17 protein-coding genes are annotated in these 24,997 nt (G+C 50.4%); 7 read left to right on the plus strand and 10 right to left on the minus strand.

The genetic code is table 11. From position 1 onward, the window contains the following. Positions 1 to 36 precede the first annotated feature (36 nt). The 4 genes from G445_RS0103160 to G445_RS0103175 form a co-directional block, all read right to left on the minus strand. Positions 37 to 822: an ABC transporter permease gene (locus G445_RS0103160; RefSeq protein WP_022866116.1), complete on the minus strand. Its 786-nt coding sequence runs from the start codon at positions 820 to 822 to the stop codon at positions 37 to 39. Continuing rightward, positions 819 to 1,808 (minus strand): ABC transporter ATP-binding protein, encoded by a 990-nt coding sequence (locus G445_RS0103165; RefSeq protein ID WP_022866117.1) that lies wholly within the window; start codon positions 1,806 to 1,808, stop codon positions 819 to 821. Before G445_RS0103165 ends, G445_RS0103160 begins: the two co-directional genes overlap by 4 nt. Positions 1,809 to 2,059: 251 nt before the next feature. Continuing rightward, complete coding sequence (gene mtnN, locus G445_RS10755; protein WP_022866118.1) at positions 2,060 to 3,499, minus strand: 5'-methylthioadenosine/S-adenosylhomocysteine nucleosidase; 1,440 nt, start codon at positions 3,497 to 3,499, stop codon at positions 2,060 to 2,062. Further along, complete coding sequence (locus G445_RS0103175) at positions 3,500 to 3,952, minus strand: S-ribosylhomocysteine lyase (protein WP_022866119.1); 453 nt, start codon at positions 3,950 to 3,952, stop codon at positions 3,500 to 3,502. A 349-nt stretch (positions 3,953 to 4,301) separates the two neighbouring features. On the opposite strand from G445_RS0103175, the gene G445_RS09475 reads away from it, so the two are divergent. After that, positions 4,302 to 6,443, plus strand: coding sequence for a cytidylate kinase family protein (locus G445_RS09475; protein ID WP_084676462.1), 2,142 nt, complete (start codon positions 4,302 to 4,304; stop codon positions 6,441 to 6,443). A 369-nt stretch (positions 6,444 to 6,812) separates the two neighbouring features. Here the strand turns inward: G445_RS09475 and G445_RS0103190 are convergent, their stop codons facing one another. After that, on the minus strand, positions 6,813 to 8,195 hold the full coding sequence (locus G445_RS0103190) for an amino acid permease (protein WP_026420900.1): 1,383 nt from the start codon (positions 8,193 to 8,195) through the stop codon (positions 6,813 to 6,815). Positions 8,196 to 8,329: 134 nt separating this feature from the next. Beyond that, entirely contained in the window at positions 8,330 to 10,351 is a 2,022-nt protein-coding gene (locus tag G445_RS0103195) for a glycoside hydrolase family 3 protein (protein ID WP_022866122.1), read from the minus strand. A 733-nt stretch (positions 10,352 to 11,084) separates the two neighbouring features. On the opposite strand from G445_RS0103195, the gene G445_RS0103200 reads away from it, so the two are divergent. Together G445_RS0103200 and G445_RS0103205 are read left to right on the plus strand one after the other, a co-directional pair. Then, positions 11,085 to 11,774 carry an ABC transporter ATP-binding protein gene (locus G445_RS0103200; protein ID WP_169511057.1) on the plus strand — a complete coding sequence of 230 codons (690 nt, stop codon included), beginning with the start codon at positions 11,085 to 11,087 and terminating at the stop codon, positions 11,772 to 11,774. Positions 11,775 to 12,028: 254 nt separating this feature from the next. Continuing rightward, positions 12,029 to 14,311 (plus strand): hypothetical protein, encoded by a 2,283-nt coding sequence (locus tag G445_RS0103205; protein ID WP_022866124.1) that lies wholly within the window; start codon positions 12,029 to 12,031, stop codon positions 14,309 to 14,311. 163 nt (positions 14,312 to 14,474) lie between these two features. Here G445_RS0103205 and uidA read toward each other — a convergent pair whose 3' ends face one another. Together uidA and G445_RS0103215 are read right to left on the minus strand one after the other, a co-directional pair. Next, the gene (gene uidA, locus G445_RS0103210) at positions 14,475 to 16,250 is read right to left on the minus strand and encodes a beta-glucuronidase (RefSeq protein WP_022866125.1); all 1,776 of its coding nucleotides are present in this window, start codon (positions 16,248 to 16,250) and stop codon (positions 14,475 to 14,477) included. Between the two features lie 383 nt (positions 16,251 to 16,633). Beyond that, positions 16,634 to 17,044 carry a Fur family transcriptional regulator gene (locus tag G445_RS0103215; RefSeq protein ID WP_022866126.1) on the minus strand — a complete coding sequence of 137 codons (411 nt, stop codon included), beginning with the start codon at positions 17,042 to 17,044 and terminating at the stop codon, positions 16,634 to 16,636. A gap of 209 nt (positions 17,045 to 17,253) precedes the next feature. Between G445_RS0103215 and G445_RS0103220 the strand changes: the two genes are divergently transcribed. Beyond that, positions 17,254 to 19,077 carry an L-serine ammonia-lyase gene (locus G445_RS0103220; protein WP_022866127.1) on the plus strand — a complete coding sequence of 608 codons (1,824 nt, stop codon included), beginning with the start codon at positions 17,254 to 17,256 and terminating at the stop codon, positions 19,075 to 19,077. A gap of 248 nt (positions 19,078 to 19,325) precedes the next feature. Beyond that, positions 19,326 to 19,817 carry a hypothetical protein gene (locus tag G445_RS0103225; RefSeq protein WP_040430429.1) on the plus strand — a complete coding sequence of 164 codons (492 nt, stop codon included), beginning with the start codon at positions 19,326 to 19,328 and terminating at the stop codon, positions 19,815 to 19,817. Positions 19,818 to 20,087: 270 nt separating this feature from the next. Here the strand turns inward: G445_RS0103225 and G445_RS0103230 are convergent, their stop codons facing one another. Together G445_RS0103230 and G445_RS0103235 are read right to left on the minus strand one after the other, a co-directional pair. Beyond that, positions 20,088 to 21,218 carry an L-talarate/galactarate dehydratase gene (locus tag G445_RS0103230; protein WP_022866129.1) on the minus strand — a complete coding sequence of 377 codons (1,131 nt, stop codon included), beginning with the start codon at positions 21,216 to 21,218 and terminating at the stop codon, positions 20,088 to 20,090. 359 nt (positions 21,219 to 21,577) lie between these two features. Then, complete coding sequence (locus G445_RS0103235) at positions 21,578 to 22,360, minus strand: IclR family transcriptional regulator (protein ID WP_022866130.1); 783 nt, start codon at positions 22,358 to 22,360, stop codon at positions 21,578 to 21,580. Positions 22,361 to 22,660: 300 nt separating this feature from the next. Here G445_RS0103235 and dapA point away from each other — a divergent pair, with 300 nt between their 5' ends. Then, positions 22,661 to 23,560 (plus strand): 4-hydroxy-tetrahydrodipicolinate synthase, encoded by a 900-nt coding sequence (gene dapA / locus G445_RS0103240; RefSeq protein ID WP_022866131.1) that lies wholly within the window; start codon positions 22,661 to 22,663, stop codon positions 23,558 to 23,560. A 12-nt stretch (positions 23,561 to 23,572) separates the two neighbouring features. Next, positions 23,573 to 24,937, plus strand: a complete 1,365-nt coding sequence (locus G445_RS0103245) for a gluconate:H+ symporter (RefSeq protein ID WP_022866132.1) — start codon at positions 23,573 to 23,575, stop codon at positions 24,935 to 24,937. The last annotated feature ends 60 nt before the right edge of the window (positions 24,938 to 24,997 follow it).

Consider the following 24,997-nt stretch of genomic DNA (forward strand, 5'->3'; position numbering starts at 1 on the left):
AAAGCCATGTGTTTTCCTAACGGGTTGTTGATCTACCTAACGGGTTGTTGATCTAAAGGACAATATGCGAATGAGAAGCGCCAGGCCGATTGTCCAGACTCCAACATTGCACCATACTTCCCAAGAAAGTGTATCCCAATTGCTGAATGGCGCCGTGGCAAGCTGGTTCAATCCCCACAGTGGAGTAAATTTCGCGATGGTCTGGAAGGCTTCAGCCATTTGATTCAGGGGAATGAAAATACCGGAAAAGAACGCGAGGAGCGCGGTTCCGCCGGCAATAATCGAGTATGCTGTTTCGTTGCCGACGGCGAGGGACACCATAATGCCGAGTTCGGCAGCAAAAATCGAGCTTGCCAGGACGAGTAAGAAGGTTTGCACCCAGACTTGCCCTTCCATCGACGATTCCGTGCAGAACCCCAGAATGTAGAGAACTCCCGCGGTAACGAGGGTAATCATTAAGCTGGATATGAGTTTTGCAAACATATATCCCTGCGCCCCGAGAGGCGTGAGAGACATGGCGCGCAGCCACCCTTTATTTCGTTCAATGGCGAGGGACACCATAATCATAGAGACGCACATAATCACCGCGTATTGGCTCATGTTCACCAAAATTACGGCGGAAACGTTGGCACGCCCTATAGATTGTGCGGAATATTCTTGCCCGACACCGAAAATCAAAAACATCACAATGGGGATTCCAAGGGTGAAAACAATATTCCACGGGTTGAAGAGGTAGGAGATGGTGAGGCGTGTAGATACGGGAAGGAGTCCGCGGGCGGTGGACCCGGGTTTGCGTAGCGTTGGTGCGGTTGAGGGGTTCATTTTTCCTCCACAAGATTCAAGTAAGCCTCTTCAAGGCTGGGGGTGGTCATTTCAAGATTGTGTGTACCGGGAATGTTGAGTAGCGTGCGGGCAAGGTTATCCAAATCCGTACCTTCCGCATGGAGCGTATTTCCGACGAACGTATATGTGAAGGGTTGCTGTATGCGCGACGATGGTACGACGAAAGACGCCTCTAATTCTTGGATTGCACGTTCTGCATGAAGCTTGGTTTCGTCGTCCCTCACGTCAATGGTGAGGTGGCGTTGAGCGTATTTTTCGCGAAGGGTGCGGGTGGATTCGTCGGCAATAATGCGACCCTTGTTCAAAATAATGGTGCGTTCGGCGTAGGCTTGCGCCTCAGCTAAATAATGCGTGGCATAGAGAATCGCGACGCCTTGCCGTGCCTGTTTCTGAATAAATTCCCAAAAATGGGCGCGAGTAGCTGTATCCATACCCGCTGTGGGTTCGTCTAAAATCAGCAGGCGCGGGCGTGAAAGAAGCGCGGTGGCAAGGCGAATGCGTTGCTGTTCGCCCCCGGAACATTTCCCGACTTTGCGTTTCGCAATCGACGTAAGATTGCACATTTCTAGAATCTCGCCCTTAGGGACGGGATTTTCCATTGTTGAGGCAAGCAAATTAAGGTTTGCCAGAATTGACATATCGTCCAGCAGGGCTCCCTTTTGCTGAACGTATCCGACGAGCCCGCGTTTAATGGCGTCTCGGGGCTTCATGCCAAACAATTCGGATGTTCCAGAGGTTGCCTTAATCAAACCAAGAGCGACATCAAGTGTTGTGCTTTTTCCTGCACCATTAGGGCCAAGGAGCGACAAAATCTCGCCTTGGCGGATATTGAGGGTAATGTCGTTTGCGGCGTGAACTGCGCCGTAATGTTTCGTTAAAGAATGCGTGGTGAGCGCCGGCGGTTCTGCGGTGGCATCTTCGCCGCTACCCTCGCCATATCCATGCGTGTTTCGTGTAGTGTTCATACATTAAATATATAGGAACGCGCATGAAACCGGGGTTAGGTTAAGCGTCTGGACTTTGCCATGATATTTGTCAGGTGCCAACATGCGCATTATGTCAGCGGTTTCAACGTAGTACCCGCAACATCAGTTATCACTCACCGTATTCGACGAGAACCGGAACAACCGCATCCGCATACGAATGAACAAGCACGCTCATACGCAACAATCATAGGGGCGCAACAAAACCGAGGTAAAACACCTCTGCAACCACGCTACTTCGCGGACGCCTCCGCCTGCATGTTTTCCATAGCAATATCGAGCGCGTTCAGCCACGAACCGTAACGCTGGCGAATTGACGGACCGGAAGGAACCTTACCGGCACGCGATTCGTCGCGAACCCACTCCACATAACCGTTGTAGCTTGTGTTGACGTGCAAATTATCGCAATGCAAAATATATTCTTTTACGGTATCGAGGTAGTCCTCTTCGGTGAATTTCAACATTCCGCGACGTCGCCCGCTTTGAGTTGCGAAACCGACGCTTTCCAAAGCGTTATTCCAGTAGCCGTTGAAGCGTTTAATAACCGTTTGGGAGGTGGGTGGCCAGTGGAGTTTTCCGCGGCCCGACACGTCCCCGAAAGCCACGGCAATCTTGGAGCGCTCTTCGTCGTACACTTTGGCGGTGAGGGTGACGTCATCATGTTTGGCGAGGAGCTCTTTTCCACCCTGAATGACGTTAAGAACAGTTTGAGCATCGAGAACGGAATCGACGAGCTGTTCGCGCACCTTTTTAATAGTGGTGTGGGAAAGTTTTGTGCCGTCGCCGGTAACGTTATTGACGCGACCATACACATAGAGAAGACCTGCCTGGAGGGATTCTTCCGTGAAACGCTGCCGCATTCCGTGGCGCGGACGTGAATGTTCCTTTTTCTCCACCTTCTTATCCCGATATTTTTGCGCCCAGGCGCTAATTGTTTTCACAACCGCTTTGGCGGAAAGTTCCGAGGCTGAGGCGAGTTCCATGTGATACACCTCTGCGCCGTCGGGGCTACACAAATCGGAGATGCAACGAATGGAAACGAAGGGGATTCCGAGCTGGTAGCAGATATGCGCGGCTGCCGCGGATTCCATGTCCGTTGCGAGGGCTGCTGGGAAAAGGGCGCGTGTTTCGCCAACGTTTTTTGCGGTAACGAATGCGTCGCTGGAAAGAATGGTTCCGGTTCGTGTGTAGTCGGGGGTAAGTTCGAGAAGTTCGGGGGATGCGGGGAAAGTTACGGGGTTGCCGGGGACTTGCCCGGGTTCGTAGCCGAATGCGGTGGCGTCCGCGCGTCCATACGCATATTCATTTCCGACGATAATATCCCCTACCGCAACATCAGAGGAAAGTCCGCCGGCGGTTCCTGCGCTGATAATGAACTGGGGGGTGAAAACGGTGGTGAGCCAGCCGATGAGGCCGGCTGTGTTGACGAGGCCTATTCCGGTTCGGATGCAAAGAATCTTTCCCCAGGGTGTTTCGACGGTAACTGCTTCGCCGAAGGGGGAGGGGACGGGGGAGAGTGTTGTGTAATCTTTGCGAGGCAGGGGAATGCAGGTTGTGGAATCGTCGATATTTTTGCGCGGGAGGCTGGCAAGGATGTGAATAACGGGTGTTATTTCGGCATCCTGTGCGGCGATAACGATGCCGCGGATTTTAAGATTTCGTGGTATTGCCATTTATGCCATCACCTTTTCCCATGAGTCGCGTTGGTAGAGCATGGCCGCGATTGCTTCCTGCGCTACTTTAAGATTGTGGTTTTCTCCCCAGCCACATTGGCGTTCGTTGGCTGCAGGAACTTCTGTTGCGTGGATAATATCCCGGAATGTTGTTTCTACGAGTTCACATGTTGCGGGAACATTGGGTTCTTCGTTGAGCAGGAGGTAAAAACCGGTTTGGCATCCCATGGGCGAAAAGTCGATAACGTGTTCGTTGTGGTTGCGCGAGAATTCTGCGAAGCAGTGTTCGATGGAGTGGATTGCCGGCATGGTGAGATGTTCTTTATTAGGTTGGCAGAAGCGAACGTCGTATTTAGTGAGAACGTCTCCGTGAGGAAGGGTTTTTATATCGGCGACACGAATATAGGGTGCCAGAACCTTGGTGTGATCCAGGTTGAAAGATTCGACGTTCATTGCTGGCACTATGTTCTCTCTTTTCTTGTGTATTTTCTCTTGCGTTTTGCTTGTATATATTATGAATTTCATAGTATCCAAGCAGACTTCTACATTATATCTTACTTTTTGATTTGTGTTTCATTTCACCGCATCTTACAGGCAATGCGTCTCTTGCATGGGTTGCCTAATCTATGTAAGGTAAGTTATGTTCCAGTTAGGGAATTCCCAGCTCTTTACCTGGAAATTCCCACCGCAGTGGGAGAGTTCAAGTACAAATAAGCAACATAGGTGTTGCTTCCTATTGGAAATCGAGATTTGTATGAGTGTAAGAAACAGTAGAGTGGATGCGCCCACGGGTTCGAAGCGCATGACCACGGGCTCTGTTATTTCCTACTCCTTCGGGGATATGGCAAATAACTTTACCTTTATGGCTACCTCGATGTTCCTCATGATTTACATGACGAATATTGCAGGTCTTTCCGCCGGAGTTGCAGGTGCAATTTACGGTGTCACAAAAATCTGGGCTGGTGTTACAGACCTTGTAGCAGGCCAGGTTGTTGATCGTTTCGAAACACGGTGGGGGCGTTTGCGCCACTGGCTGTTGTTCTGTTCAACGCCGTTGGCACTCGTCTTTGTTCTTTTGTTCTCGACGCCAGATATGTCGATGAATGTGAAGATTGCATGGATTCTTATCTTTGACGCTCTCTACCAGCTGTTCTACTCCTTCACGAACATTCCTTATGGTTCGCTTTCCGCCGCGATGACGCAGGATCCCGTGGATCGCTCCCGCCTTTCCGGTGCTCGCTCGATTGCCGCTTCTTTAGCCGCGGTTCTTCTTTCCTTCCTGGTTGCACCGCAGTTCAGAAGCGCTGCTGAGACAGCAGGAAAGGGTGGAGATTTGGGCCCCGTTCGCCTCACCTTCACATTGCTGTGTGTTGGTTTGGCCGTTGTTGCCGTTATTCTCTACCTCATCTGCTTCAAGAACGCCAAGGAAGTTGTGGAACGCCCCTCGACGAAGGTGACCATGAAGGACACCTTCCGCACCATCGGGAAGAACAAGCCCCTTCTTACTCTCTGCGTAGGTGCTTTCTTCCTCCTGTGCTCCATGTTCAGCTGGATGGCAGTTTCCGCTTACTACGTAACCTTCGTTCTTGGTAATCCGCTGTGGTTGGGTTACCTCTCCATCGCACAGACGCTGGGCACAATTGCTATTGCCTCCTTCGTTCCCGCAATCAGCCAGAAGCTCGGCAAACGCTTCGGCTATATTTGTTGCGCTATCGTCGTTATTTGTTCCTTCGTCATTATGTATTTCGCGCCAGGACATAACCTCATTATCGCCTTGTTTGCGTGGTTCGTGTATGGCGTGGGCACGGGTGGCACCAATGCCCTCATGTTCTCCATGCAGGCAGATACGGTTGATTACGGTGAATGGAAGACAGGCTTCCGTTCAGAAGGTGGTTCCTACTCCGTTCTTTCCTTCATCCGTAAGTGTGGGCAGGGCCTTGGTGGTTGGGCAGCCGGTATCATTATCGGTTTGTATGGCTATAAGGGAGACGCCAAAGAACAGACAGTTGAGGCGCTTACAGGTTTGCGCGTGGCAACCGGTCTTGTGCCGGCAGGTATTGCAGCTGTTGCACTTATCGTCATGCTTGCCTACAACCTTGACGCTAAGCGTCACGCCGAAATTGTTCGCGAACTCAACGAGCGTCGCACCAACGTCGTCGTGAAAGATCTTGCACACGGCGAAGAAATTAAAGTTAAGGAAATTGGGGACGGACGCACCGTTGCTCTTCGTCAGAAGGGACAGGCTGCACCTCCGATTATTACCATCTTTGGTACATCCGGTGCGGGTGCATCGATTATTGGCCCCATGCTTGCCTCCAAACTCAATGTTCCTTATGTTGGCCAGAAGTTCAGTTCCGAACAGCTTGCCCTCACGGATCGAAGCGAACTCATGTCCGATACCGGATTCGATCGCTGGTTGCGTAGTGTTGATTATGTGGGTGCCGCCGATTCGGCAATGGCACAAGCCTATGATGGCTCTACCAATAACATGATTGCCGCGAAGAACACCAAGGAAATTCTGGATAAGGTCAAGGACGGCGCGGTTGTTCTCGGACGAAACGGTGCCTACGTGCTCCATCACGTTGTGGGTGTTCTCCATGTTCGCCTCATCGCTCCGAAGCCGAAGCGAATTGAACGAGTCATGCACCGCACAGGCCTAACAATGGATCAGGCAACAAACCAGCTTGAGGCTGAAGATCGGATGCGCGCAGAAATGTCGATCCACCTCTATCAGTGGAATCCGAACAACGAAAACTACTACGACCTTGTTGTGAACACCGGTTCTATTACCTATGAGCAGGTTGTTGACACCATTATCGACCTTTACCGTTCAAAGTACCCGGAGAACGAACCGGATCCCACGGTTGAAACCGGAGAAATCTACATCCCGCAGCTCCGCAAGGAAGCTCAGGGTGAAGGCAAGGAAAACGACATTCGTAAGTAATTCTGTGAACCTTATGTGATACTAGGTTACGGATAGTACTCAACGTGTGGGGTGGTCGCGAAAAAGACCGCCCCACACGTGTTTGTTTTCGGTGTTATAAACATTCGGAATTAAAGCTGAGAATATATTTAAAAATAAGTGATAGCACAACCCTGGACAACCTCAAAGCGGAGATCCCGAATATGGCGGGGAAAGCTATACGCCTCCCAAAGGCGCACGTTGGATGATAATAAATGCCAGAAAAAACGACGGAAGTAAAGCTAAACCGACCTGGGATCGTGGTTCAGAAGATTCATTCGAAGCTACGGATCCGTCGAAATGAGCATGACCTTTACGGCGACGCTCAAGTTTGGGGAGTTCAGCGAGACGCTAGTTGTGCCTTGCCTTGACGCGCTTGGTCCGAATTGCCCACGCAATCCCCAGAAGAATGAACCAAACCGGGGTAAGGAGCAAAGCGAGGCGTGTGTCCGGGTACGCACCCAAAACCACGCACATGCCCACAATGAACCCAAGCCCGAGCCAAGGAGTCCATGCGGCACCGAAAAGCTTATAGGACGCATTCTTGTGAGTCTCGGGGAATTTCTTGTAGTAGCACAGGTATGACACAAGAATAAGACCCCAAATCGCCAAAACGAGGGTTGCGGCAACGGAAGAAATGAGGGTGAAGCCCTCAAGAATTGAACCGCCCAGCCACAAAATCGGGACGAAAAGCGCCGTTAGTACACCCACAAAAAGAAGCGCCTTCGCGGGAACGTGATGGCTTGAAAGACGAGCGAAACGCGAGGAAGCCTGCCCGCTTTGCGCAAGCCCGAAAAGCATACGCGACGACGAAAAAATACCCGAATTTGCCGACGACGCAGCGGATGTGAGCACAACAAAATTCATAATAGCGGCCGCCGGCCCCAAGCCAGCCATCACAAAAATCGTGACGAAAGGTGACTGCTTCGGATCAATCAAATCCCAGGGAGTAATGGACATAATCACCGCAAGCGACAAAACATAGAACAACACAATACGGATCGGCACCGCGTTAATAGCTTTTGGAACCGTTTTTTCCGGGTGGTGTGTCTCAGCGGCCGTCGTACCAATAAGTTCGGTACCAATAAAGGAATAAATAGCAATAGAGAACGCGGCAAAGAAGCCGGTGGCCCCCGTCGGGAAGAAACCGCCACGATCCCACAGGTAGGTGACTGACGCTGTTACGCCGTTACTCCCGGTAAAGCCGTAAAACACCATGCCACCACCGACAAGAATTAGGGCGATAATCGCGACGATTTTAATGAGGGCGAACCAAAATTCGATTTCGCCGAAAAGGCGGACGGTGAGGAGGTTTGAGGCGACCAGCGCGAGGAGAAGAAGTGCCGTGCATATCGTCGAAATAACGAGATTATCGATCCAAAAATTAAAGTATCCGGTGACGACGATCATGTCTCCAATGGCGATAACAACCCATAAGAACCAGTAGGTCCAGCCTGTAACGAAACCGGCCCACGGGCCAATGAGGCGTTCGGCGAAATCTTGGAAGGATTTGTAGCTTAGGTCGGCGAGGAGGATTTCGCCCATGGCGCGCATAATAATGTACATAAACATGCCAATCACCATGTACACAAGAAGAATTGATGGGCCGGCCTGGTTAATCGTGGATCCCGAACCCATGAAGAGGCCGGTTCCGATGGCGCCACCGAGGGCGATAAGCTGAATATTCCTATTCGTTAGGCTTCGTTTTAATTTCGGTTCTTTTGAAGTGTTCACTTCGCTAGAATAAGGTAAATATTTGGTAAAGGCAACGAAAACCAATTGCTGGCACATAATAAAGTGTGTGCCACCAATATTTAACTGGGGACACACACTCTATTGAGTTAGCTAGAATTCAACAATTGTGTTGATTAGCGATCGAATGTTAGCCCGTAGCCACAGGTGTAGCGGACACCGGCTACATCCTTGTGGGCGTATTCTTCGTCCAGGTACTTGCCCGGGACGTCGCGCGGAGAATCGGCGACGGCCTGCGCGGATGCGGGGAAGGTGATGGGGAGCTTGCCCTTTGGTCCACCATCCTTACCGGCAAGGGAGAGCACGAGGTTCTGCGGTGTGATTTCGAAGGTTGCGAGCACTGCGGCCGCATTCGGTTCGATTTCGCTGAGAATCCACGGGTTTGTAACGTTGACGACGAGGATTGTGGGAACGGTCTTTTCGACCTCAATCACGCGGTCAACATCCACGCCGTTGGCGCGAGGATCGACGGAAAGCGAAACGCCTTCGCGGTCATCTTCGAAGAGAGCAATTTCGGGACGTGCCCAGACGAGAGCAAGATCTGCTTCTTCCGGGGTATCCACGAGGGTTGCGCCCGCCCAGACTTCCTTAACGCCCGCTTCGAGCTTCGCCTGAACTTCGTCGATCTTGGTGCGGCCGGTTGCCCACACGTAAATCTTGACTTCCTTATCCAGGGTGAGCGGGAGGAGATCCTTGTTGTCACGAAGGAGGGTGACGGAGTGGCGCTGAGCCTTGGCGCCCATCTCCCACAGAGGTGCGTTACCAATAATCTTCTCTGCCTCATCAACGTCCACGTAGGGGTTGTCGAACAGGCCGAGGCGGAACATTTCGTCCAGCAAACGCCCGACGTGAAGATCGAGATCTTCAGTGGTGACGAGGCCTTCGTCAATCGCCTTGAGAAGTTCTGTAGGATCTGCCATGTCGGAGACGATGTCTGTTCCGGCCTTCATGGCGGCAGCGAAACGCTGTGGCTTCGTCAGGTTTTCCACACCCCACATCATTGCGTCAATAATGCCGGAATCGGAGTTAATGTAACCCTTCAAACCGAGATCTTTACGCAGGATGCGGTCAATGAATGTGGAGTTGTAGGCGAAGGCGACTTCCTCAAACTGGGTTGTTGGACCCTGCCAGTACTCTTCGGGGAGCTGTGGCGCGGATTCGTTCACGGGCTTTGCGTAGTAAGGCATGATGGATGCACAACCGGCTTCCACGGCAGCCTTGAACGGAGGCATGTGATACGTGTAGAGAGCGTTTTCTGTTGGGTATTCGTTGGTCTGACCCCATTCGAAGTGGGGATCGTGGCCATCGAGGCGAACACCGCCACCGGGGAAGTGCTTCACCGTTGTCGCAACAGAATCCTTTGTGAGTTCTTCACCCTGCATACCGCGAACCGTTGCGGCGATATATTCGGTAACGAGTTCTGTATCTTCGCCGAATGTTCCGTTGCAACGTGACCAGCGCGGTTCGGATGCGACGTCTGCCATGTAACCGTAGAGCTTCTGAATACCGCCGGCGCGCCACTCCTTAGCGATTTCGCGACCGAAGGTTTCGATAAGCTCCGGATCCTGAAGGGCTGCGAGTCCGAGTTCGCTAGGCCACTCGGAGAAAATACCTGCGGATTCAGATACGCCGAACTGTGCGACGAGAGCTACGTGGTTACGAGGATTGGAGGCGAAAACAACCGGGATGCCCAGACGGGACTTTTCTGCCGCTTCCTGCACCGCATTTGTCCATTCGGCAAGTTCGCGGGGGCGGAGGTTATCGCGGGCAATAAAGTAACGCTGGTGGCGTTCGTTCAACGCCTTGTCTGTTGAGGAGGTAACCAGAATGGGTTCCGGGTATTCCTGGCTGGTGATGGGGTTGTGGCTACGCCACACATCGTTTTGGTTGAGAATGTCTTCCGTGGGTTCGGGGAGGAACTCGGAGTAGCCGGGGTAGTGGGAACCGATGACCATCATGCCGGCTTTTTCTGCATCTGTCATTCGGGAAAGGAGATCCTTAATACGTTCTTCGACGGGAAGGCGCCAATCCTCGTAGGGGCTGAGCTTGCCGTCGCCATCAAGATCACGGAATTTCAAGCCATCTTCTTCGATGATTGCTTTAACTCGATTTTCTACTTTTGGTTGCTGTGTTGTCATTGACACTCCATCTGTTAGCCGCGTCTATGCGGGTTTACGGACACTATTATTATAAGAAAAATGTCTTCACAAAAAAGGTGTTTTTCAGCATGTGAAACACTGGTTTCCCAAAATTTTCACAGGGGCGACGGCTTCGTTGTGGAAAATTTGAGGCAATAGACAAAGGTTCTTTGCGTATCAATAGTGTAAACCGTTAATCAATTGTTCAACCCTTATAAAAACGCTCAATGTAAAGTCGGGAGAGAGGGGCAGGTGATCAGCTTTTTCGCTTATTTTTCCGAATGAAAGCTATGTTAAAAAAAACCTTTACTTAATGCGTTGACCGAACGAAAGAATTTCTGATAACATATGCGTAATGATACATAAGAAGTTGTGTATTTCTACTAATAACATACAGATAATAAGGAGATGACATGAAACGAACATTGAAAACGATGTGTGCAATTCTTTTTGCCACTACCTTAGCGGGAACGCCGGCATGGGCGGCCTACGCGGGATCTTCTTACGGTGAAGCATGGTCGTCAGGGTCTGTCATGTATGTTAAGGATACAAGAGCCGATAATAGAAGTGTCTACGGAGGCTATTATCGCGTCGGCTCAACGGGGCCAAGATATGTGTACAACTATTCTGGTGCTGGTAGTACAGTCAGCCGTAATGTTGGAAGTCGAATAACAACCGTCCAAATTTGCATAAATCAATGGGGACCGGACACTTGCTCAAAATGGCGTTAAAAATGAACGTCCAGTTTCAGGGTGTTGTTTTTGGTTATTCTCGTGGGAACAATCTTCTTGATGGGGTGTCGTTTAGTGTGGCTCCGGGGGAGTCGGTTGCGGTTATTGGTCCGTCGGGGTGTGGTAAGTCGACGTTGTTGAAGCTTGTTCAAGGCGAGTTGCGGGCTGTGCGTGGGAGCGTGTGCCTTTTTGGTGAGGATATGTCCACCTTGAGTCGTGGTAAGCGTAACGCGATGAAGCGTGAATTGATGGGGTTGGTCTTCCAGTCTCCTCGGCTTATTGATGAGTTAAGTGTTGTGGATAATGTTGCAATTCCTGCGATGCTTAACGGGATGAAACGCAGTGTTGCTGTTGGTAAGGCTCGTGAGGTGTTGCAGCGTTTTGATGTTGATGTGGATCAGCCTGTAACGACGTTATCTGGCGGGCAGGCGTGCCGTGTTGGTTTGGCACGTGCTGTGGTGAATGATCCGAAGTTGATTATTGCTGATGAGCCGACTGCTAATCTTGATCCGGTATTGGCTGAGTATGTTGTTTCTACATTGCTTGCGTATTGTGAGAAGGGTGCGTCGTTACTTGTGGTGACCCATGATTACGGGATGGCTAGGCGGTGTACTCGTACCTATAAGCTTGACGGTACTCTTCACACCACTACGTGGGACGGGCGCCATAGCTTGGATGTGTCACCTGTGTAGCGGGTCATGGGTGTTACGAGCATTGTTGGGGACGTCATGTTTCCGGAGTAGATGGTTGTTTATGTAGTGCTTTTAACGGTTGTTCTTCGCCCGCGGTAAGCGTTATGTTTCGTCGTGGTGAGTGATGTGTGTTCATGGTGAAATAGTGTTTTTTCGCCATATGGCGTTGTGGTGGTGGGGTGATAGGTGGTTATGCATGACTCCACCACCGCAATGTGCATCTATAAGTTGTTGTTAATGAGGGTGGTAGGGCGATGAATGTGTTACGGCTTGGGTATCGGTTGCGAACTTCAGGCAGGGGTGCGTTGCTTGCGGGTGTTCTTTTTCTGGGGTTTTTTATTATCGCCTTGGTAGGTTCACTCGGAACCTATACAGGAGCACAGGAACGAGAATTTGCGAGGAGCCCGGAAGAATCTGTCAGCGCAAGCCAGGCGCACAAGATGCGTTTAGAGTGGGTTCCTTCGTGGGGGGAGTATGGCGCTACTCACGGGTATTTCTTTGACATGCATGGTGCTGTTTCTTCGAGTGCTTCTACTGGAACTGGAGGAAATTCTCTCGGAAGCGGAGGAGATTCTTCCGAGAAAAATGCTCATGGTGCGGTAGCGTCACAAGCCGGGGTTTCTTCAGCGTGTGTTAAGAGGTTTTTGCCTCCTGGGTTGGATAGGTCTTTGAAGCCGGGAGAGGCTGTGGTTTCCCCTGTTCTTGCTCACACCTATCCTGTGGGAAGCGATAGCCCGTTGGGAAAGATTGTGGGGACAATTCCTGTTGAAGCGTTATCTAACCCGCAAGAATCCTTCTTTTATTCAGCACCCAAAGGCCCACTGCCTGCCCAATGGGGTGTAAATATTGCCGGCTTTCCAGGAGGAACTTTTCCTGTGAATGGTGATCAATTAGACGCTTCGCCCTATCCGTATGTTGTGTTGTTCTTCCTATTCTTTACGGCCGTACCGGGCTTGGTGTTGCTTGTGGCGGGGTTGTTTCATAGTGAGCAGGTTCGTTATGCGTCTATGAGGCTAGGGGAGCTTGGGGCGAGTTGTAGGCAGCGTTTTGTGTTTGGTGTTGCCTCGATGCTTAAACCGCTTGTGGTTGGTGTGGTGCTTATTGCGGGTGTGGGGCATGTTTTTTCTCGTGTGTATGTTTCTCTTCCGTTGGTGAGTGTGACTGTTGTTCCTTCTGATTTTCGACGGTGTACTGGACTGTTTTTCGCCTGTCTTGGTGTGATGGTGGTGGTGCTTGTTGTGCTAGCCGGGCTTAATGGCCTTGTCCCTGTCAAAAAATCACAAGAGACGGTTGCAATACAAGAAAAGAATGATGTGCAGAATTGCCGTACCAAGCCTTTTTCACGACGAAAAATGGTCTCATCACTTAAACGCTTGAGCGAAGTGAGCGTGATTTGTTCGGTTGTATTCCTATGGATTTTTGTGACTCAACCGGAGTTGCGGGGGTTGCCGTTGCAGATTGTGTTTTTTGGTGCTGTTATTTCTCTGGGGTGTGCGATTCCTGTTGTTTCTTTGTGGTGTTCAGAAGCGATAGTGACTATTTTTTCTCGGTTTTCTACCAAAGGTGTAGCCATTCTTGCGCACCGGAAAATGGCTAGTTTTTCGTCGAACCTGAAAAAATCTATGTTGGGTATATCGTGCTCTCTCGTTGCTCTAGGAGCATGTCAACTATACTCCCTGCAATTTTCGGAGCCAATGGCAGAGGCTATGAGGCTTGATAAAGTGCTTAATGGGCGTGTCGTTGACATGAATGTTGGCGAATTGCAACACTCAGAAATTGAATCTCTACGTAAAAAAATGAACGTTTTTGGAGGAACAATTCTCCGCAGTGAACCACAAGGAGAAAAAGGGATATCGTACATACAGATAGATGAACAAGCTATAAAAATCTTAGGATTACATAAAAATGAGGCACCGGATTCCTTTCCGTCAAACGAAAATCGGCATCATGCTACAGTTTCCACAGACATGATGCCTGAGCCCGCCCGAACGCTTATGTCTAGCATGGGAGACGAATTTGTTATCACACCTGACATTCCATCAGACATTCCGCCAGCACGCATGAGTATTGTGTCTGATACGTCGCTTCCCTTATCTGATGTTATCTCAGCCGGGGCGACGTATGGATTGACGGCATCAAATCCAGGCCACATGTGGATTGGTGCGGCGAAAGTTCTTACTGATAAACTGAGCTGGTTTATTCTCTTAGGCATACCGGCAGGCTTAGCACTCGTCTTTACGGCGTTATACGTTAACTACAAGCAACTCCTTGAGCGTTTAGGCGCTAAAGAATTGCAGAACGTGTTGTCGTTATCGGGTAAAGATTCTCTCACCTTTGTTGGGTTCACAGCATTCTTGCCACTTGTTCTGTGCTCTGTTTTCGTCTTTTTCGGATACACGGCTCTCGTTGCCGGATTTGCGGGGCATAGTGGCGGATTTGTTGCGCAATCATCTGCTTTCCGGTACATGCTAGGAGCAATAGGAATCACTGGAGCTCTCTTCCTTAGCGCATTCGTACTACGCAGTATGAAAAATTAGAAAGATACTGGACAGGTACTCTCGCTAGAGAGCATTAATGAGACAAAAAGGCCTTACGCAAGTTCCGTCGTGCGGAATAGACGGGGGCAAAAAATGTGGCTGGTGCGCGGAAGCGTACCAGCCACATTCGTCGTAAAAACGTGAAAGTTACACGATAGCCAGATTAGCTACCCTGTTCTTCCTTCTTCTTGAGCCAACGATCGCGGACAACATAGGCGTTCGGCTTGGGCAAGCGATCACGGGTGAACATACCCTTCTTGTTGCCACCAACGCGCATGATGCCTGGGGTTGTCTGGAAGTCTGCGAAGTTCCACATCTGTTCACCAACAACTTCTGTGTAATCATCGAAGACCTTGTGGAACATGCCGATATTATCCGTCTGGAATTCTTCGGACCATGGACGGCGGAAGTAATCCTTCAAACCGGACATGGTATCCGGGCCGTATTCGGTGAAGATAATCGGCTTGTTCGGGAAGCGCTTGATCCACTCATCAAGCTCATCGCGCAGTGCCTTTTCTGCGTCTGCCAGGTTACCCGTCTGGACGTACCAGCCGAAGTAACGGTTAAGCATAATGACGTCGAAGAACTGCGTAATCTTTTCCTTATCGGGCGGGGAAAGCATCACGTTGACGTAACCAACCGGGCGGGTCGGATCTGCGTCGCGTGCTACCTGTGCCAGCGGTTCGAAGTACTTCAAGGAAGCATCCGTGTGGGTTTCCGGTTCGTTAGCAATGGACCAGATAACGACGCATGGATGGTTCTTATCGCGCTTAATGAGATCGCGAATGTGCTGTGCGTGAACCTTCTGAGTTTCGGCGTTGATGGTGTCATCGGAGAAGGTTGTGAAGCCTTGCTCACCGAAGATACCGCCACCGAGACCGCAGTTCATACCAACCGCAGCTGTTTCATCAATGACGACGAAGCCCTGTTCATCGGCATAATCCATAACTTCTTCTGCGTAAGGATAGTGCGATGTGCGGAAGGAGTTGGCTCCCTGCCACTTCATGACTTCGAAATCGTGAACCATCATGACGTTATCGTGCGACTTACCGCGAATGATGTTGTCCTCGTGGCGACCGTAACCGCGGAAGTAGAAGGGCTTGCCGTTAATGAGGAATTCGTAACCCTTGACTTCAACGGTGCGGATGCCGAAGCGCTGCGGGTAAACATCATCGTCGGCAGTGATTTCGAGGGTGTACAGGTTTCCGTGTCCGGGTGCCCAGAACTTGGCATCCTTGACGCGGATTTCACCCTTGGCGCCTTCGGCAGTGGCGACTTCTTTGCCGTCTGCGTCGAGAACGCGAACGCTAACCTTCTTTGCGCCGGTTGCGACAACGTCGTACTTCACAACGCCATCTGCGCCATCAATATCGGTGACGATGGTGACGTCCTCAACGTGAACGGCTGGGCGGGTGTAAAGAAGAACGCTGCGGTGAATACCTGCATAGTTGTAGAAATCGTGCCAGTACTGCTGGCGTGTGTGGCCTGTATTGTCCTGATATACGCGTCCCGGCGGAATTGTCTGCCAAGAGAGGCGGTTGTCGACGGCTACCGTGAGGCGGAATTCTTCCCCTGGCTTCACGTAATCTGTGATGTCGGCTTCGAAGGGGAGGTAGCCGCCAATGTGTTCGGCAACCAAAACGTCGTTGACCCAAACGGCACCTGCGTGGGTAACGGAACCGAAGCGAAGAATAAGGCGATCTTCACCAAACTTCGGGGTCACTACCTTGCGCTGGTACCACACGTAACCCACGTGATCGTGGACGTCAACTTCGGTAACAATGTCGTTGTAGGAACCGGGGACCGGCATGGCACGGGGGGTGGACAATGCGGCCTTGAACCATTCTTTTTCAATGCCGTTGTTATCCCAATCGACCTGGAAATTCCAGACGCCATCGAGTGAGGTAACCTGGCGTGAGGCTGTTTGACGTACTCTCATATCGCTCCTTTGCTCTGGGCACCAATGGCCATTCATTGGAACCTCTATAAGGCACTTTAAATGAGACCGGATAATTTTTCTACCGGCAATTTTCATGTGAAAAGATCTTTTTCACTTACAGGCAAAAAGGGTGTTGTGTGAGCGAAAACTTTACAGAACAGGTGTCTCATTAAAAGAAAAGGAGAAATTTGAAAACCTTGATATATCAACGAAAAATTGTTATTTTTTGCGACGACTAACATGCATACTTGAATTTAGGCGACAAAAAGAATGTGGATGTTGCGCATAAAATGGTATGTTCGTTGGCGGGAGAAAATAAAAATTATAAGGATTATGGAAAACCGTGGAAAATAACGCCGAAGGGGCTGTCTAACGCTTCGCGATTACTGACACTTCGAGCACAAACCCCAATATGTGACATCGCATTCCTGAACGATGTAACCCTTGGGATCGGTGGGCTGAGCGCAGGGAATCGTATCCAGCTGACACGGAGTATCTTCAATATGGCCACAGTTACGGCAAATCAGATGGTGGTGATTGTCTGCTTCATTCAGTTCGTAATGTGCGACCTGCCCGGCCGGCTCAACCTTTCGCAAAATATTTACGTCGGATAAGGCGTGAACAATATCGTAAATTGTTTGTGTGGAGACGCTACCCAGGTTGTCCTCAACTGCCAAACGGAGTTGTTCCGCCGTTAAATGCCCGCCCTTGGCAACTTGTCGCAAAACGGCAAGGCGCGGTTCTGTTACGCGCAGTTTTTGGGCACGAAGCATTGAACGAAAATCTCGGGTCATCCTTTTTCCCTAGAAAGAGCCTAAATACTTAAGAAAATGATAGCACTCACCCCAAATACTTCACCTTTCTAGGATTTCTGTAAGCGGGTTACAAGGGTGCAAAGTAACGACGAACACAGCTCGCATAGTGTATTTTTAGGACGATAAGACTAATGTGGTGCTTCATAAGACCCTGGCGTATCCTGAATAATGGTTGTGGAAAGGACGGCATGGTACGACATCTTCGGCTCGAACAGGTGGAAACAGACGCACCTGGTGAACGTGCCACGCTACACCACCCCTTACATCGACGTGAGCATGCAAGTCGCCCGTACACAGTACATGAATCGGAGGGCAAAGCCCTGCCGGCCTCCGTCGTCGCTGGAGAAAATACTCTAAATGATGAGCGTGTTAATCCTTTTGGGGTGTGCGACATGTTTCGCATCGGAATTGGGCCGTCGTCCTCTCATACGGTTGGGCCTATGCGCGCGGGACTTCACTTCTCCACGCATCTTGCAACGCGGCACTCCACGTCCCACATCACCCATATTCGCGTCGATTTATTCGGCTCCCTCGCGGCAACGGGACGCGGGCACAATACGGACCGGGCGGTCCTTCTCGGGCTATCCGGCTTCAACCCGGAAACCGTGCCTATTTCAACGGTTGACAGTATTGAAGCGGATATTGACCGACGCGGAACCCTTATTATCCCAGGTTTTTCAGCGATACCCTTTGAACGAGCACGCGATATTGTTTTCAGCCCGCGCGTGATTTTTCCGTACCACGTCAACGCCATGACCATCACCGCCTACGGGGAGCCGGGGGAGGACGAAAATGCGGTTGCCGTCGTCGATAATGGTGGCGAACGTGTGGGACAGATTCCACGCGCCCTTGTTGGGGAGGGTGTGGCGATTGCAACCCACACGTACTACTCCGTAGGTGGCGGATTCGTGATGGAAGAATGTGGGGATCCCGCCGAGCCGTGTGTGGCCCCGTTGGCGACGGACGAGCAGGAGGCCGCGGCGAAAGTGGCGGTTCCATACGCGTATAGGAGCGCGACGGAACTCTTGGCGTTGTGCAAGGAAACGGGGATGAGTATTGCCCAGCTCGCGATGGCGAACGAGACGGCGTTGCGGAGCCGCGAGGCGGTGATTGCTCACATGGATCGTGTATATGCGGTGATGGGTGAGGCAATAAAACAAGGGACGACGACGCACGGCGTCTTGCCCGGCGGTTTGAACGTGGAGCGGCGCGCGCCGGGTTTAGCGGCGAAGCTAGAGGGCGCTAGATTGCGCGGTCGGGCTGGTGCGGGTTTTGATGGAGCCGGTGTTGGCGGTGTTGGCGCGGGCAATGCTGGGGACACGTGGGCCGGTGCGGGTCACGTAAATGTGGGCGCAAGTGGTTCGGGTTTTGGCGAAAGTGTGGATTTTGGTGCCAACCCCGCTTTTGCGCGCGACCCCTTGGAGCAAATGGGGTGGGTGAACCTGTTTGCGCTCGCGGTGAATGAAGAAAATGCTGCCGGGCACAGGATCGTGACAGCGCCAACGAACGGGGCTGCCGGCATTATTCCTGCTGTGCTGAGCTACTACGAACACTTTGTAGCGGGCGCGAATCGCGAAGGAATGTATGATTTTTTGCTCGCCGGAGCAGCGATCGGTGGGCTTATTAAAACAAATGCGTCAATTGCGGGCGCCGAAGTGGGATGCCAGGGCGAGGTAGGAAGCGCGAGCGCCATGGCGGCCGCGGGTTTCGCCCAGGCACTTGGCGGCACGCCCCTTCAGGTGGAAAATTCTGCGGAAATCGCCATGGAACACAGCCTCGGCCTCACCTGCGACCCGGTAGGAGGGCTTGTTCAAATCCCGTGCATCGAACGCAACGCAATTGCCGCGGTAAAAGCAATTAACGCCGCATATATGGCGTTATGGGGCGACGGAACACATTCCGTATCCTTCGATACCGTTATTGAAACGATGCGTCAAACCGGGCAGGACATGCTCTCGAAATACAAAGAAACTTCTGAAGGCGGCTTAGCCGTGAATGTTGTGGAGTGCTAGGAAATCGTCGAAAAAGAACCCCGTGAATGTTTGAGCGCTTTAAGGAAGTGCCAAACTCATTCTCTAACGTTTTTGATTGCATAATCCGTAGGGGGTTGTGTTTTAGACTTCCTACCCACAAGCATGTGTTTGAGGGGAAAACGATGGGAAGAGAACAAGTACGTAAAGAACCGATAATATAGTGCACATGTACAAAAGTCACAATAAAATTCCCAGATGGTTCGCAACGAGAAGTGCGGGTAGCGGCGGTGTTGGAGTTACCTCCAATACTTGGTTCTGGAATTGTTGCTGACGTTGATTCTTTCAATTTTGGCGGGGCGCGTCCACAACTGCAATATTATATTTACAGCAACGAGGAAGCCATTTCTTTCGAGCATCCAACGGATACCTACCTTTCATTAGACAGCAAGTCTTTTGCCTCCTACCTGAAAGAAAAATCACGAAGTAGCCAAGTATGGACAAATCTGTTCTTCCTTGGTTTTATCTATCTCTTCGCAGGGCTTTCTGTTCTTTTTGCTGTTAATCAGGATATACAGTCACGTCGTGGGCAAATGGTTGCATTACACAATATTGGTTTTACAAAAACGCGAATATTGTTCTACCTCTTGGTTGAGCGCATCATATTTCTTGTGTACTGTACTGCAATTCTAACGGTCCTGTTATTTATCATTTATATTAATGTGCAATCAAACGCGAACAGTATTGTTGGATCAGGGTTCGCAACATTCCCATACTTTTAAACCCTTGTTGCGCTCGGTATTTTTGCCTTCATTGTTCTCGCTACAACATGGGTGAGTTCAACACGAAGATACGTAGCAAGGAGAAAGCCACTGGCTGGCTGATCTCAACTTGCCGGTTTATCCCACTTCAACTGAATCTTGCTTTCCGCAGCGCGCCAATCCATTGAGGTGAGCTTGTTGGGGTGGGGCTCAGCAGGTGCGTGTGCTGGAAGATGAGGGGCTGATGCCCGCATTGCAGGATAAGCACCAGCCCCTCACCGTCGCGCGTTTTTACGGGCGCTTGCCAACTTCAAAGGTGTTGATTGTCCAGGCTCGTAACTGATCGGAAAGTGTGACGCCTAAACCGGGGCGGTCTGATACAACCATGCGACCATCTTTGATTTCCATGTGTTCGTTGAATAGCGGGTTGAGCCAGGTGAAGTGTTCAACCCACGGTTCCATGGAGTACGTAGCGGCAAGGTGTGAGTGGATTTCCATGGCGAAATGAGGCGCGAGTTGCAGGCCTGCGTGTTCCGCCAGCTTCGTGAGTTTTAAGAATTCGCTCACGCCACCAACGCGGGGTGCGTCAGGCTGGATGAAATCGCACGACTTATTTTCAATGAGCTTAACGTGTTCAGCAACCGAAGCAAGCATTTCCCCCGTGGCAATGGGGGTGGTTATTTCACGGGTGAGTTCTGCGTGGCCTAAGTAATCGTAGGCATCAAGTGGTTCTTCAATCCAGACGAGATTGAATTCTTCCAGGGCTTTACACATGCGCATACCTGTGGGGCGGTCCCATTGTTGGTTTGCGTCAACCATGAGCGGGAAATCATCTCCGAGTGCTTCGCGAACGGCTTTTACGCGAGTGAAATCAACTCCATGATCGGGGTGGCCAACCTTAATTTTGATTCCACCAATGCCACTTTCTTTGGATTTGATTGCGTTTTCTACAACTTCTTCAAGCGGGGATGAAAGGAATCCCCCGGAAGTGTTGTAGGTTCGGATGGAATCGCGATGAGCCCCAATAAGTTTAGAGAGCGGAAGGCCTGCGCGCTTTGCTTTCAAGTCCCATAGAGCAACGTCAATTGCGGCAATAGCTTGGACGGCTACACCCGTGCGCCCAACAGACGCGCCTGCCCAGAGGAGTTTAATGCGCAAACGGTCGATATCGTTGGGATCTTCGCCAATGAGATTGTCGGCAACTTCACTGGCGTGTGCGAACTGTGCGGGGCCACCGGCACGCTTGGAATAGGAAAAGCCGACGCCACTGTGTCCATCGGTTGTTTCAATTTCGCAGAACAGGAAGTTAACTTCCGTCATGGGTTTTTGCCGGCCGGTAAAAACTTTTGCGTCTGAAATCCCTGTTCCCAACGGGAGAATAACGTGTGAAAGTTTGATGTGAGCGATGCAATCTTTGCTCATGAGGACAGTCCTTATCTGTACGCAGCCCTGCGTACATCGAATTTTTATACCAACATGAGGAGATATGTAGATGGAGAATGTAGCGGTTCCATCTAAAACTGTAGTTATGTAGCTACATATATAGATTAGATGTTGCGCGCGTGTGAGGTCAAGGATGTTTTGTGAAGTCCTTTATGTTATAAGGCACTTTGGGTTGCGGGTTTACGGCGTTTTGAGTGATGCGTTTGGTTCGACGGCGGGCGTAGGTTGTTGCGGGTAGGGAGCGCCACGGGATTTTCGGAAGTAGGGCTTCGCGCGGGCAAGGCGGAAATGTAGAGTTCCTACAGTACCTTGTAGGAAGTGTTGCCCGTGTGGACACATTAAGCAATAGGCGCAGAATCGACAATTCTATGTACTGCTATTCGCATTGCGTTTGCAATTTCGCGCTCTTTTTCGGCCGACCAACGACTTGTGGGTATGGAGCACGAAATTGCGTCTCTGACGGGTGAGTTATACGGCAGGGCGAAAGCTATGCAATGAATTCCGGGAGTGTTTTCTTCGTGATCTAATGCATAACCGCGTTCGCGAACCTGCTCTAAATCTGCCAGAAGGGCTTTCTTCTTTGTGATTGTTTTATGTGTGACGGCGGGGAAAGTTTCTGGAATTTCAGTTTCGCGTAATGCGAGAATCGCCTTTCCTAAACCTGTTGCTGTTGCGGGAAGTCTTCTTCCGACGCGCGAATAATTTCTTACGGAGCGTTGTGCCTGCTGGGTTACTAGGTACACCATCTCTCCTGCATTAAATCTTCCCAAGTGGAAGGTTTCGTCTAGTTTTGAGGCGAGATCTGAAAGGATGGGGCGAATAATGCGGACATATGGATCGGCGTCAATGTAGGCGGTTCCTACCGTGAGTGCTCTAATTCCTAGGGCGTAACCGTCTTTTCCGTCGTCCATTACCCATTCTGAATCAATGAGAGTTCGCAAAAGTGCATAAGCGGACGACCTGGGAACGTCGAGTTCTTCGCATATTTCCATGAGTCGGGGAGGATTTGAAATTCTCCGGGCTAAAAATTCTAATAACTCAACTGTGCGCGAGGCCGACTTGACGGGGCGGACCCCGGGGGTGTGTGTTGGTGCGTCAGCATTATTTGCCAATGTGGTCACTATTGCCCCTTTTGTCCTGATAAAGCTTGACCCCGATTTAAGGGGAGAGCTTTATGAAGGTGAAAACTGATGGAGATACCCATTAATAATAGCGAGTCTTTTCGAGCAAGATGCAAAACCCTTCCAGTGTTGTCTCCTCTTTTAAATCGAAGGGTGAAATTCTGCACAAAATTCATAAGTCCAAACCTCAGTCTATGCACGTAGATAAATAGATGATAGTCTAGTTACTGAAGCACGCGTCTACATACGTAGATGATATTTATGAAGGTTTCAATGATGAGGCTTCTTTAAGGAGGACGAATGAATTTTCGACCAGAAGGTGTTATTCCGGCACTTGTTACCCCTTTAGACAAAGAGGGAAACTTGCTAGAGCAGGGATTGCGCGATGTTATTGAGTACACCATTACACAAGGTGTTCACGGTATTTTTGTTTTAGGATCATCTGGAGAAATTTACGGATTAAGTTTTGAACAAAAGCGCAGAGTTGTAGAAATAGCAGTTGAACAGGCCGCGGGCAGAGTTCCCGTGTATGCTGGCGCATCTGAAATAACAACACGTGACTGCATACGCACAGCACATATGGTTCAGGAGGTAGGCGGTGTCTCTGCACTATCCGTTCTTACCCCCTATTTTATGACGCCAACTCAAAGTGAATTGATTGAGCACTATCGCAATATTGCTTCCGAAACAGATTTGCCGATAGTGCTTTATTCCAATCCTGGGCGAACCAAGGTTCCTATGGCTCTTTCTACCGTTCTGAATCTTGCAGAAGTGCCAAATGTTGTAGGGGTAAAAGATTCTGCCGGTGATTTTACACTTACGGGAGATTACATTCGTGAAGTCCCCGATGATTTTTCGGTCATTATGGGTAGGGATACGCTAATTTATCCAGCTCTATGTTTGGGTGCGGCAGGCGCGATTGCTTCAACGGGAAATATTGCCCCCAAACTCGTCTCCGAAATCTATAACTCATACAAAGCAGGCGATCGGGAACGAGCCCTTCGCCTACAGAACGCTCTTTCACCGCTACGCAACCTTGTGGACGTCGCTACCTTCCCCGTCGTTCTTAAAGAAGGTTTGCGCATGATCGGTATTGACGCCGGTTACTGCTTCGCGCCCGCGCGCGAGCTTGACCCCAAGTATCGCCAAGCGCTTCAAGAAGCTGTTCTTGCGGTGACGACAAATATCGAAGACATCTAAATGTAAGGAGAATTGATACCACTCGTTATTCTTATTGCAGGCATCGCCCTGCTATTGCTGTTGATGCTTCTTTTCAAAGTCAATGGCTTTATTTCACTTATTATTGTTTCCGTTGTGGTTGGCGTTGCTCAGGGCATCCCGCTATTTACTGAAAAAGCCACTGATGGGAAAAAGATTCCAGGCCTGCTAGATATTATTCAACAAGGTGTTGGCGGGCAAACAGGGAAACTTGTGCTGTTGCTTGGCTTTGGTGCCATGCTTGGCGTATTTATGGCCGACATGGGCGCCGCTAACCGTTTAGCAACCACCATGATTAACAAATTTGGTGTGAAACACGCACAAATTTCAATCATTATGGTCTGCTTCCTTATAGGCGTCGTGCTTTTCTGGGAGACGGCATGGGTTATCGTTATCCCCATTGTTTTCGCCGTATGCCGAAACTATGAAATTCCCGTTATTTGGTTGGCAATGCCAACAGCTATTGCGCTTTCCGCTATGCATTCATTCCTACCGCCACATCCCGGTCCCTCCGCGGTTGCTGGTCTATATAATGCCTCCATTGGGTTAACCCTGTTGTACGGCTTAATCATCGCCCTTCCAGCAGGTGCAGCTGTTGCCCTCATCTGGCCACGGTTGCCATTTGTTAAGAAAGTGGTTGCGCATCCTCCCGCCGGTTTGGTAAATGAAAAGCATTGGGAAGACGACGAAATGCCCAGTTTCTCCGCTTCTCTCCTCATTACGGCACTTCCTGTGGTTCTCATCGGTAGCCACGCTATTTTAGAAGTTGCGTTAGGGCACGACCATACGGCCACACGAGTAATGAGCTTCATCGGACATGATTGGTTCGCGTTGATGCTGTCGCTTATCGTCGCCGTTTTGTACTTCACTGTTGTTCGCAAGGTCAAAATGGAAGCAATCATGAAGTCCTGTACGAATTCCGTGAAATCAATCGCGATGATTGTGTTTATTATCGGCGGTGGTGGCGCATTTGCCGCTGTTCTTAAAGCAGGTGGAATTTCTGATTACATCAAGGAAATGACGATGGGGATTAACCTTTCACCCATTATTATTGCCTGGCTTATTGCTGCAGTTATGCGTGTGGCGCTTGGTTCCGCCTCCGTTGCGGTGGTTGCCGCCGCGGGTATTGCAGCGCCGATGATTGCTACCGGCGGAGTAAGTCCGGAGATCATGGTTTTGGCAACCGCATGTGGTTCCATCATGGCTTCTCACGTAAACGATCCAGGGTTCTGGATGTTTAAAGAATTCCTTGGGTTGACAGTTCCCGAAACACTCAAGGTTCGAACAACATATACATCGGTGCTCTCTTTCCTTGGCCTTTTCGGTTGCTTGGGCTTGAGTCTCTTTATTCACGCATAGCGCGGAATAAATGTGTACCGATAGAGAAAATCGGTGCCGACGAATATACGCACAAAGTAG

The sequence above is a fragment of the Actinotignum urinale DSM 15805 genome (assembly GCF_000420445.1).
GTDB lineage: Bacteria > Actinomycetota > Actinomycetes > Actinomycetales > Actinomycetaceae > Actinotignum > Actinotignum urinale.

Coding starts and splice junctions, on each gene's coding strand:
- G445_RS0103160 (WP_022866116.1), bottom strand. CDS start 822: ATGAACCCCTCAACCGCACCAACGCTACGCAAACCCGGGTCCACCGCC.
- G445_RS0103165 (WP_022866117.1), bottom strand. CDS start 1,808: ATGAACACTACACGAAACACGCATGGATATGGCGAGGGTAGCGGCGAA.
- mtnN (WP_022866118.1), bottom strand. CDS start 3,499: ATGGCAATACCACGAAATCTTAAAATCCGCGGCATCGTTATCGCCGCA.
- G445_RS0103175 (WP_022866119.1), bottom strand. CDS start 3,952: ATGAACGTCGAATCTTTCAACCTGGATCACACCAAGGTTCTGGCACCC.
- G445_RS09475 (WP_084676462.1), top strand. CDS start 4,302: ATGACCACGGGCTCTGTTATTTCCTACTCCTTCGGGGATATGGCAAAT.
- G445_RS0103195 (WP_022866122.1), bottom strand. CDS start 10,351: ATGACAACACAGCAACCAAAAGTAGAAAATCGAGTTAAAGCAATCATC.
- G445_RS0103200 (WP_169511057.1), top strand. CDS start 11,085: ATGAACGTCCAGTTTCAGGGTGTTGTTTTTGGTTATTCTCGTGGGAAC.
- G445_RS0103205 (WP_022866124.1), top strand. CDS start 12,029: ATGAATGTGTTACGGCTTGGGTATCGGTTGCGAACTTCAGGCAGGGGT.
- uidA (WP_022866125.1), bottom strand. CDS start 16,250: ATGAGAGTACGTCAAACAGCCTCACGCCAGGTTACCTCACTCGATGGC.
- G445_RS0103215 (WP_022866126.1), bottom strand. CDS start 17,044: ATGACCCGAGATTTTCGTTCAATGCTTCGTGCCCAAAAACTGCGCGTA.
- G445_RS0103220 (WP_022866127.1), top strand. CDS start 17,254: ATGGTACGACATCTTCGGCTCGAACAGGTGGAAACAGACGCACCTGGT.
- G445_RS0103230 (WP_022866129.1), bottom strand. CDS start 21,218: ATGAGCAAAGATTGCATCGCTCACATCAAACTTTCACACGTTATTCTC.
- dapA (WP_022866131.1), top strand. CDS start 22,661: ATGAATTTTCGACCAGAAGGTGTTATTCCGGCACTTGTTACCCCTTTA.